The organism is Candidatus Neomarinimicrobiota bacterium (genome assembly GCA_034716895.1).
Taxonomy (GTDB): Bacteria; Fidelibacterota; UBA8477; order UBA8477; family JABMPR01; genus JABMPR01.
On the sequence record JAYEKW010000016.1, the window covers coordinates 42,905 to 52,603 of the forward strand.

General features: G+C 42.2%; 12 protein-coding genes. All 12 read left to right on the forward strand.

The window, feature by feature from the left end:
- The first annotated feature begins 1 nt into the window (after position 1).
- Complete coding sequence (locus tag U9Q77_01430) at positions 2-607, forward strand: flagellar basal body L-ring protein FlgH (GenBank protein ID MEA3286025.1); 606 nt, start codon at positions 2-4, stop codon at positions 605-607.
- A 9-nt stretch (positions 608-616) separates the two neighbouring features.
- Positions 617-1,753: a flagellar basal body P-ring protein FlgI gene (locus U9Q77_01435; protein ID MEA3286026.1), complete on the forward strand. Its 1,137-nt coding sequence runs from the start codon at positions 617-619 to the stop codon at positions 1,751-1,753.
- Positions 1,754-1,765: 12 nt separating this feature from the next.
- Positions 1,766-2,161: a rod-binding protein gene (locus U9Q77_01440; protein MEA3286027.1), complete on the forward strand. Its 396-nt coding sequence runs from the start codon at positions 1,766-1,768 to the stop codon at positions 2,159-2,161.
- Complete coding sequence (locus tag U9Q77_01445) at positions 2,158-2,682, forward strand: flagellar protein FlgN (protein ID MEA3286028.1); 525 nt, start codon at positions 2,158-2,160, stop codon at positions 2,680-2,682. Before U9Q77_01440 ends, U9Q77_01445 begins: the two co-directional genes overlap by 4 nt.
- 8 nt (positions 2,683-2,690) lie before the next feature.
- Positions 2,691-4,046 (forward strand): flagellar hook-associated protein FlgK, encoded by a 1,356-nt coding sequence (gene flgK / locus U9Q77_01450; GenBank protein MEA3286029.1) that lies wholly within the window; start codon positions 2,691-2,693, stop codon positions 4,044-4,046.
- A gap of 13 nt (positions 4,047-4,059) precedes the next feature.
- Positions 4,060-4,941, forward strand: coding sequence for a flagellar hook-associated protein FlgL (gene flgL / locus U9Q77_01455; GenBank protein MEA3286030.1), 882 nt, complete (start codon positions 4,060-4,062; stop codon positions 4,939-4,941).
- Positions 4,938-5,402, forward strand: coding sequence for a flagellar assembly protein FliW (locus U9Q77_01460; GenBank protein MEA3286031.1), 465 nt, complete (start codon positions 4,938-4,940; stop codon positions 5,400-5,402). Before flgL ends, U9Q77_01460 begins: the two co-directional genes overlap by 4 nt.
- Before the next feature lie 23 nt (positions 5,403-5,425).
- On the forward strand, positions 5,426-5,671 hold the full coding sequence (gene csrA / locus U9Q77_01465) for a carbon storage regulator CsrA (protein ID MEA3286032.1): 246 nt from the start codon (positions 5,426-5,428) through the stop codon (positions 5,669-5,671).
- A 101-nt stretch (positions 5,672-5,772) separates the two neighbouring features.
- Positions 5,773-6,780 carry a UDP-N-acetylglucosamine 4,6-dehydratase (inverting) gene (gene pseB, locus U9Q77_01470; protein MEA3286033.1) on the forward strand — a complete coding sequence of 336 codons (1,008 nt, stop codon included), beginning with the start codon at positions 5,773-5,775 and terminating at the stop codon, positions 6,778-6,780.
- A 6-nt stretch (positions 6,781-6,786) separates the two neighbouring features.
- Positions 6,787-7,944: a UDP-4-amino-4,6-dideoxy-N-acetyl-beta-L-altrosamine transaminase gene (gene pseC, locus U9Q77_01475; protein ID MEA3286034.1), complete on the forward strand. Its 1,158-nt coding sequence runs from the start codon at positions 6,787-6,789 to the stop codon at positions 7,942-7,944.
- A gap of 26 nt (positions 7,945-7,970) precedes the next feature.
- Positions 7,971-8,675 (forward strand): pseudaminic acid cytidylyltransferase, encoded by a 705-nt coding sequence (gene pseF, locus U9Q77_01480; GenBank protein MEA3286035.1) that lies wholly within the window; start codon positions 7,971-7,973, stop codon positions 8,673-8,675.
- The coding region (gene pseG / locus U9Q77_01485) for a UDP-2,4-diacetamido-2,4,6-trideoxy-beta-L-altropyranose hydrolase (GenBank protein ID MEA3286036.1) at positions 8,672-9,699 on the forward strand (1,028 nt) is incomplete at its 3' end. The genes pseF and pseG, both read left to right, overlap by 4 nt.

Genomic DNA, 9,699 nt, shown 5'->3' on the forward strand with positions numbered 1-9,699 from the left:
GATGCAGACCAGACAAATAATATTAATTGGTTTACTGTGGGTAGCTTCCATTCAGGCGCAGTCCATGTCCTCAATGTATACCGATATTAAAGCGCATTCAATAGGGGATGTAGTCACAGTCCTGATCGTTGAAAATGCCAGCGCAAAACAGGAATCCAATGCCAAATCAAGATCAAATGCAGCCGTTAATGCTGATGGGAAATTAGCTGGAACCTTTGCCAATTTTCTGCCAGTATTTGGCGCTACTAGCGTGATCTCCAGCGATGTTGACAAAACAAATGGCAGCCGTCAGGAAGATCGCCTCACCGGTAAGATTACTGCCACAATTATCGAAAAGACAGATGCCGGTCTGCTTAAAATCAGGGGCGAACGATCTGTGGAGGTGAATGGAGAGGCCAACATAATGAAATTGGAAGGATCTGTGAGAGCTCGCGATATCCGGACAGACAATACCGTGTTTTCTTATAATATTGCTGATGCACAGATCGTTTACAGACAGTCCGGAGTCATCAATTCAATCGCATCACCAGCAACTGTATCGAAAACGATTGCCATCAGTATGGTGGTGGTATTGCTGGGTCTAGCGGTTTCCGGGGCAGGTATCTAGGGACTTATTATGCTAAGAATGACTACTATCCTGACAGGACTTCTACTGGCAATCACACTGTCGGCTGAGGTACGCTTGAAGGACATCACCAGCATTGAGAATGCTAAACAGGATGCCCTGATCGGTTACGGACTTGTGATTGGACTGGATGGCACTGGAGATCGATCATCCGGTAATCGCGGTGCAATATTCACTGTTCAGACCATTAGTAATATGCTGGAAAGGTTCGGGATTACGGTTCCCAAAGATTATTTAAGAACTCGCAATGTAGCTGCCGTAATGGTAACCTCTAATACCCCTGCGTATGGTCGAGTGGGAAGTCATTTTGATGTTACAGTTAGTTCACTTGGGGATGCAAGCAGTCTCGAAGGCGGAGTCCTGTTAATGACACCTCTACGTGGAATGGACGGAACTCACTATGGATTGGCACAGGGATCCGTATCTGTTGGTGGCTTTAATATCGAGACAGATTCCGGGGAAAAATTAAAAAAGAATCATGCCCTGGTGGGACGGGTTCCAAATGGTGGTGTGTTGGAGCGAGCTGCCAATAATCTGGGGTTCCAACTGGATCAACCCGTTCGGTTTTTGCTAAATGAGCCCGATTTTGGAACCGCCAGCCGCATTGCTGATAAGATCAATACCGACCAGGGCCAGGGAAACACTCCCGCTAACATTGCCAAACCATTAAATGCCGGAGTTGTTGAAGTCAGCTTTCCTGCCAGCGTTACCAGTCAGGATGAAGCCGTATTTTTTATTGCAGATGTGGAAATATTGATGGTACAGCCTGATGTTGATGCCAGGGTGGTTATCAATGAACGAACGGGTACTGTGGTAACAGGTGGGAATGTCCGGATCAACGAGATCATGATCTCTCATGGTGCTTTGACCATCCATGTCAGACGGACCCCCATTATTTCCCAACCGATGGCTGCCTTCAGTAATGTAGGGCAGACCGTAGTGGAATATGTGACAGAGACGAAAGCTTCCGAGGGTGAGGTTAAGAATGCAGTTATCAAGGAAACTACTTCAGTAAGTGATCTTGCTGCTGCTTTGAACGAATTGGGAATGCGACCCCGGGATGTAATATCAATATTTCAAGCATTAAAGCAGGCTGGTGCCTTAAATGCACGCCTGATCATCATTTAGGGTTGGATCAAGATGAAGATTACCCCAGATATAGCAATTGAACAACAAAAACAGATCGAGCCTTGTAAGAATTCATCACCAGATACCGATCTTAGCGCCAGAGATATTCAGCTTATGAAAAAGAGCAATGAGTTAGAAGCTGTTTTTCTCACACAATTGATCAAGTCCATGGAGAAAACCATTCCAGACGGGTTAGGAGGTGGAAAAAACTCACTCTCCACCATGATGTTTAGCTCCGTCATGGGTGATGCTATGACGCAGGGGGGTGGCATCGGGCTCTCAAAAATGATCTTTGCTTCATTACGGAGTATGGATGGAGCACCAGATACACAAGAGCTTGGTGGTGAGGACTACCTGCAAACCTTCAATGTATTACAAAGTATTAGTTCCTTAAAGGATGAGCAATGAATGAACTCCTGAATAATGGAGACGGAGCCTTCAAGGAACTGATCCAGTGTCTTGAACATGAAGTCAAATTGTACAATCAACTTGGTGATCTTTTGAAAGCCAAGCAATCCAATATTATCAAAGGGGATGTTGAATCCCTCCAAAACAATGTTCACGAAGAACAACGATTGATTCCAAAGATACGCACCGCAACCCGGGCAAGGGAACTACGGGCAGCTACGATTGCAGCAGTATCAAAAATGAGTTGTAAAACACCCTCGTTAATGGAATTGATCGATCTGACACCCTCTCATTATTCACAACAGTTGATCGAGTATCGGGAACACCTCATTCTCAGACTTGATCAAATTGCTCACGCAAATCGTGAGAATGAATTCCTCCTTAATTCCTCCCTTGAATTAGTGAGAGGGCTTGTTCAGGTCCTTTTAGGCAAAGCTGAGAATGAAAACATCCACTACGGTGGCCATGGGCAGGTATATGACGATCAAACCCACAACGCCCGTGTGGATTGTCAGGTATGAGGATTTAAATGTCAATATCTACCATAATGGGAACTTCTCGGATCGCTTTGTCTGCCTATCAATCAGCCATCGAAACTACTGCTAGAAATATATCTAATGTAGGCAATGAAAATTATGTTCGCAGACGGTCTGATATTGGCGCGTTGATCTCTCCCAATAGCGGTTTGGCTTTTCGTGAACAGGACAGTACTGATCGCCTGGAATCAGGGTTTATCCAGAGACAATTATGGTACAAGAACCAGTTTATGGGACGGTATGAGTCTGATGAAATAGTTTATTCCCAGATTGAATCATTATTTAATGAACCAGGTAATTCCGGCTTGTCTAACATCATGACCGAGTTCTGGAATGCCTGGAGTGATCTCGCTAATGATCCTGAGAGTAATACGGCCCGGGCTATTGTTAAGGACAGGGGAGTATTGCTTTCAAATACTTTTAATCAACTGGATATTGATCTTAACAATATGCAGCGTGAGGTTGGTTATGATGTTGAGGCAACTGTTAACCAGGTGAACAGGTTGTTGCATGAAATAAAATCCATCAATGAAACGATGGGTGCAACTTACTCATACGATCTGGCCGACAGCCGGGATGCTGCCATTACTGAACTATCCAAGATTATAAATATTGAAGTGGCTGAGGATAGTGACCATATCATAAGCATAACCACTGGCGGAAATGTACTGGTTCCATTGGTTAACAATGATTTTATCAATGAGTTGAATGTTACAATTGCACCATTCACAGATTATTACACCGTAGATGTGTCCTTCTCTGAAGGGGGAACTCTGAGTGCCATTACTGGAGGTACTCTGGGAAGCTTGCTGGAAGCGCATAATGCAAAGATCCCGAGCTATTTACGGGAAATAGATGCTCTGGCAGTTTCCATTGCTGAAGAAGTGAACGAGGTTCATCGAACAGGATTTAATCTTGATAATGATACAGATCAAAATTTTTTCAAAACCAACATCGGCGGTGCAGATAGCCTGACTGTCAGTACGAACATAATCGATGACCCACTCTTAATTGCAACTTCAAGTTTTGCGGATGAGGCTGGTAATGGTCAGATCGCTGCTGATATTTCTAACCTTCAAAATGGATACCTCCTACAGGGCGTAAAATATTCCGATTATTATAACTCAATGCTAAGCGAGGTGGGCAGTAAGGTTCAGGAAGCAAAATTCTTAAGAACCAGTCAGGAAATGGTGGTGACCGCTCTGCAGAATCAACGGGATTCGATCTCAGGTGTTTCCCTGGATGAAGAAATGACCAATTTAGTTAAATATGAACAAGCATATCAGGCTGCCAGCCGAATGATCGCAGTGGCGGATGAATTGATCCAGTCAGTGTTGGCCTTGATTTGATGGAGGAAATAGTATGAGAGTTACCCAATCTATCATGTCTAGAAATCTAATTCAAAACCTGAATTTAAGTCGGGAAAACATGGGTGAGCTCCAGAAATATGCTGCCACTGGAAAAGAGATCACCAATTCATCAGATGACCCGGTCAAATTTGCGCGTGCATCCAGATATCGCAAAACTTTGTCACAGTATGATCAATATGTGCGGAATATCAACAATGGCCTCGGATTTGTGGATAACAATGCCATGGTGATGAATGAATTTCATAATCTGGTAGTGGAAGCCCGTTCGGTAGCTATCCAGGGCGCGGATGCCTCGCAATCAGCCAGCACCCGACTGGTATTGGCGGATCGCATCAATGGCATCATCGAACAAACGATCTCCATCGCCAATAGTAGCTATTTAGGAAAATCCATTTTTTCAGGGACAGATACCTTGAATATGGAGCCTTTTGAATATGATGGAAACGTAGTGACCTACAGCGGCAATAACGGGAAAATGAGTCGCCACATATCAGAGGGTCTGGATGTTGAGATCAATATCACCGGTACTGAACTCGCTGCAGCAGGCGTTTTTGACTCTTTGATCGCACTGAGGGAAGCCCTGGAAGCAGATGATGCTGCGACTGTTGCAGGCTATCTTACTGATCTGGATAGTGCCGCAAATAATCTGTTGGGGCTGGAATCAAAAAATGGTCTGGTGAAAAGCCATATGCTCATGAGCGACTCCAGAATCGAGACGGCTCGTACAAATATTTTATCATTTCTATCCGAAACTGAAGACTCAAATCTGGCTGAAGTGATCATGGAGTACAATGGAGAGGAAATGGCCTATGAGGCTGCTCTTCAGGTTACTTCCAAGGCTCTGCAGCTGAATATTATGGATTTTATCAGATGAATAGTGAATCACAAACCGTGCAAACAGAAACACCTGCTAACGGTCATTCCTTTGGTGGGATTCCAATGGCAACCCTCAGAAGTATTGATTTGATCAATGGCTTACCGGGCTTTGAGAATCTGACTACATTTATTTTGGCTGAGCTGGATGGATATGCACCGTTTTGTGCCTTGAAATCGGTTGAGCAGCCTGATATTTCAATGTTGGTGATCGATGCCAAGTTGTTGGCTATCTGGAAGGATATAGATATTCCCCCCAGGGAATTACAGATTCTGGATCTCGAAGCGACAGGGGATTCAGAGCAATATGTGATCCTGAAAATTAATCAGGGAACTCAAGAGTTCACAGCTAACATTAAAGCACCCATTGTGTTTAATCCAGTATCTGGCGCAGCCAATCAGGTCATCCTGGATAATGCCAGCTTATCTGTCGAACATCCATTGAATAACGAACTTGAATAGTGTGAATAAGGACCAGGGACGGTATGCTCATATTGACAAGGAAGTCTGGAGAAAGTATTCGAATTGGGAATAATATTATTATATCCATTCTAGAGAGCTCTTCCAGATATTTAAAGATCGGCATTGATGCACCAAAAAATGTAGCTGTTTACCGCAATGAGATCTATGAAAAGATCCAAGCTCAAAATCGAGCAGCCACAGCCAGTACAACCCAATTAGATAACGTTTTGCAAGGGCTGAAAAAAATTAAAAAACCAAAGCACGTATAAGATGAACTGTAGATACGTCTTAATTGGAAATAATGAGAATACTGAAAAGCTAGAAAATGATTTTTTATAAAACGCTACGAATGGCGAGTTAGGAATCTGTTTTGGAACTTACAGGAAAAACGGTCTTAATTACCGGTGGAACCGGATCATTTGGCAAACACTTCACGAAGGAAGTTTTAGCAAATCACGAAGTAAGAAGGATTATTATATTCAGTCGGGATGAGCTTAAACAGTTTGAGATGAGCAATGAGATCTCAGATCCACGTGTTGATTATTTTATTGGTGATGTCAGAGATAGAGCAAGAGTTCACCTGGCTCTACAAGCCCAGGTTGATGTGGTTGTCCATGCTGCAGCTATGAAACAGGTACCTGCTTGTGAACGCAATCCCTTTGAAGCGATCAAAACCAATATTATAGGAGCACAAAATATTATTGATGCATCGCTTGCAGTAAATGTTAAAAAGGTTTTGGCTCTGAGTACTGATAAAGCTGCAGCTCCCATTAACTTATACGGAGCCACTAAACTTGCTTCAGACAAGCTGTTTGTAGCTGCCAATAATTATGCTGGTCGCAAAGATACTCGCTTTGCCGTCGTTCGCTATGGCAACGTGATGGGTAGTCGTGGCTCTGTTATTCCATTTTTTAAGTCTAAAATAAATGAGGGCTGTTTGCCCATTACTGATCCACGAATGACTCGATTTAATATTACCCTTGAACAGGGTGTGCAATTTTCTCTGGATTGTTTATTGCGGATGCGTGGACAAGAATTATACGTACCTAAAATCCCATCATATAGAATAGTTGATGTAGCAAAAGCCATGGCACCAAAAGCTAAACTAAAGACCATTGGTGTTCGTTCTGGTGAGAAAATTCATGAGGATCTGATTACTGAAACCGATGCCATTAGCACACTGGAATTTAAGGATTATTTCATTTTGTTTCCATCAACCTCCATTGCTATTGAGACGATGGAACGGCAACGAAAACTTGGTGTGGAATGCCATCTTCTGGATGAGGGGTTTAAGTATAACAGTAAGAATAATTCTGATTTTCTTGATGTTCCACATCTTCGGGAGTTGATCAACAATCATGTAAGTTCAAAGCTGTGAGCAGTTATGGAGAATATTCCGTATAGCAAACAGTCTATTGATACTGCAGATATTGAATCTGTAGTAGAGGCACTTCATGCCCGTTTAATAACCCAGGGACCAAAAACGGCCGAATTTGAAGATGCTTTCGCAGAATACTGCGGGGCAAAATATGCGGTAGCTGTATCAAATGGTACTGCCGCCCTCATCCTGGCGAACAAGGCTCTCGGCATACAATCAGGTGACCATGTAATCACGACTCCCAATACTTTTGTAGCTACTGCTAATAGTATTGCCTTGAATAATGGAATTCCGCATCTCGTTGATATTGATCCAGATGATCTCAATATTTCAGTAGACCAGGTAAAAACAGCTCTGGGATCTGGACAAAAGTATGCAGGCATAATTCCTGTACATTTTGCTGGAGCTCAAGTTGACATGGAGACTATTCAGGTTCTGGCAAAAGAGTATGGTTTGTATGTCATTGAAGATGCTTGCCACGCCCTTGGTGGAAAATGGATAGATAAAACTGGTTTGGTTCGACGTGTTGGTGATTGCTCGCATTCTGATCTTACTGTTTTTAGTTTTCATCCAGTCAAACAGATCACAACCGGTGAAGGTGGTATGATCACGACAAATGATCGCAAACTGTACACTAGCTTACTTTCTTTACGGACTCATGGGATTGCAAAACCTCAGGAAACTGCGATCAGCCTGGCCCAACCCTGGTTGTATGAGATGAATACATTAAGTGCAAATTACCGAATCACAGATTTCCAAAGTGCGCTGGGATTGAGTCAACTTGCTAAAAGTGACCATTGGATCCAGAGAAGGTCGTATCTGGTTGCCCGTTATGATAAATATTTGAAAGACATTTCCTTCCTGAAGCCTCAAAAACACACGGCGGCAGGTGAGTCATCCTACCATCTGTACATTATTCAGGCTCAAGATCGGGATGCACTTTATCACTACCTGCATGAGCATGATATCTTGGTCCAGGTTCATTATATCCCTGTCCACTTTCATCCCTATTATCAGGAGGAATATGGCTTTAGTGAGGGTGACTACCCTGTCTGTGAGGAATATTTCTCCAAAGCACTTTCACTGCCTTTATTTCCCGGGCTTAGCGATGATGAACAAGATCATGTTGTGGAAACAATACGAGATTTTTATGATCAGTACTGATCAATATGATCCAGGTAGGGTAGATAATGACTAGCAAGGTTGCAATTATCCCTGCCAGAGGGGGTAGCAAGAGAATCCCGCATAAGAATATTAAAGAATTTTGTGGTCTGCCAATGATCGCATATTCCATTGATACTGTCCAGAGATCAGATTTGTTCGATAGGATAATTGTATCCACAGATGATGAAGAAATCGCCCGGGTCGCCCGAAAATATGGAGCTGAAGTACCATTTATTCGTCCGAAAGAGTTGGCTGATGATTTTGCAACTACTGCTGAAGTAATGGGTCATGCATTGGATTGGCTTGAGCAATATGATCAAGAATATGACTATGTCTGTACAGTCTATGCAACCGCACCACTATTGAGAAGTGTTTACTTGCAGCAAGGATTTGAGAAACTGGAAAAATCAGATGCAATAAATGCATTTTCTGCTGCAATAATGCCGTTTCCAGTGCAAAGGGCTTTTAAAATTACTGCAAACGGTAGATGCGAGATGCTGTGGCCAGAGCATTTCACATCCAGAAGTCAGGATCTTGAAGAGACCTATCAGGACGCAGGTCAGTTTTATTGGAGAAAACTAAAACAGACATCCACTGAAATCATGTTCAGCAAGCATAGCATACCTGTGATAATTCCCAGCCATTTGGTTCAGGATATTGACACTCATGAAGATTGGGAAAGAGCGGAGCTTATGTATAAGATTCTACAAAAACAATCGATGGAACGATGAAAAATATACTATTCAGAGCAGATTCTTCTTCGGAAATTGGCATAGGACATATCACAAGAGATCTGGTATTGGCTAAACAGTATAAACTGGATAGTATCACTTTTGCCACCCAAGATCTACCAGGGAATATCAATGACTATATCAGAAAATGTGGTCATAGATTATTACATCTCAAATCAAATGCAGTGGAAGAGATGATCAACATTATTAGTGATGAAAAAATTGATATGATCGTTATTGATCACTATGGCATAGACCTGGAATATGAAAAAAAGCTAAAAGAACAGTGCGATATACTGCTCCTTGTGCTTGATGACACCTATCAACCACATTTCTGTGATATTTTGTTGAATCACAATCTGTATGCAGATGAATCAAAGTATGCCGGTCTGATTCCGGAGAGATGTGAACTACGTTGTGGAGCTGAATATACACTTATCGATGATCAATTTATGGATGAGAATCTGAAAATCAGTAATCTGAGTGATCCACGTTCTCATTTTAATGTATTTGTAGCAATGGGTGGATCTGATCATTCAAATATATTAATGAAAATACTATTGGTATTGGCTGAATATCCAAATCTTCGGCCAATTGTTGTTACGAGTACAGCCAAACAACACTTGGAAGAATTGATTAAATACGTTGCTGGTAAAGCAAGCGTATCATTGCATGTTAACCCTGAAAATATGGCATCACTCATGCATAATTCAGACTATGCCATAATTACCCCCAGTGCACTTGTCCACGAGATCCTGCAATTTCAGCTACCATTTATTGCAATAAAAACAGCGGATAATCAATCCCATATGCTGGAATATTTGAAAGACAGTCACTTTATCACCATGGAATGTTTCGATTCTGAGCTTTTGCTTACCAATGTGCGCAAACTTATTGGTGAACCGGGAAGTATATTTAAAAATTTTATTGATTTATCCATGTCTGAAAAATTGATGATTTTAGACTGGAGAAATAATCCAGGCATCAGAAAATGGATGTTGGCAAAAGAAACGATTTCCCAAAT

Coding starts and splice junctions, on each gene's coding strand:
- U9Q77_01430 (MEA3286025.1), top strand. CDS start 2: ATGCAGACCAGACAAATAATATTAATTGGTTTACTGTGGGTAGCTTCC.
- U9Q77_01435 (MEA3286026.1), top strand. CDS start 617: ATGCTAAGAATGACTACTATCCTGACAGGACTTCTACTGGCAATCACA.
- U9Q77_01440 (MEA3286027.1), top strand. CDS start 1,766: ATGAAGATTACCCCAGATATAGCAATTGAACAACAAAAACAGATCGAG.
- U9Q77_01445 (MEA3286028.1), top strand. CDS start 2,158: ATGAATGAACTCCTGAATAATGGAGACGGAGCCTTCAAGGAACTGATC.
- flgK (MEA3286029.1), top strand. CDS start 2,691: ATGTCAATATCTACCATAATGGGAACTTCTCGGATCGCTTTGTCTGCC.
- flgL (MEA3286030.1), top strand. CDS start 4,060: ATGAGAGTTACCCAATCTATCATGTCTAGAAATCTAATTCAAAACCTG.
- U9Q77_01460 (MEA3286031.1), top strand. CDS start 4,938: ATGAATAGTGAATCACAAACCGTGCAAACAGAAACACCTGCTAACGGT.
- csrA (MEA3286032.1), top strand. CDS start 5,426: ATGCTCATATTGACAAGGAAGTCTGGAGAAAGTATTCGAATTGGGAAT.
- pseC (MEA3286034.1), top strand. CDS start 6,787: ATGGAGAATATTCCGTATAGCAAACAGTCTATTGATACTGCAGATATT.
- pseF (MEA3286035.1), top strand. CDS start 7,971: ATGACTAGCAAGGTTGCAATTATCCCTGCCAGAGGGGGTAGCAAGAGA.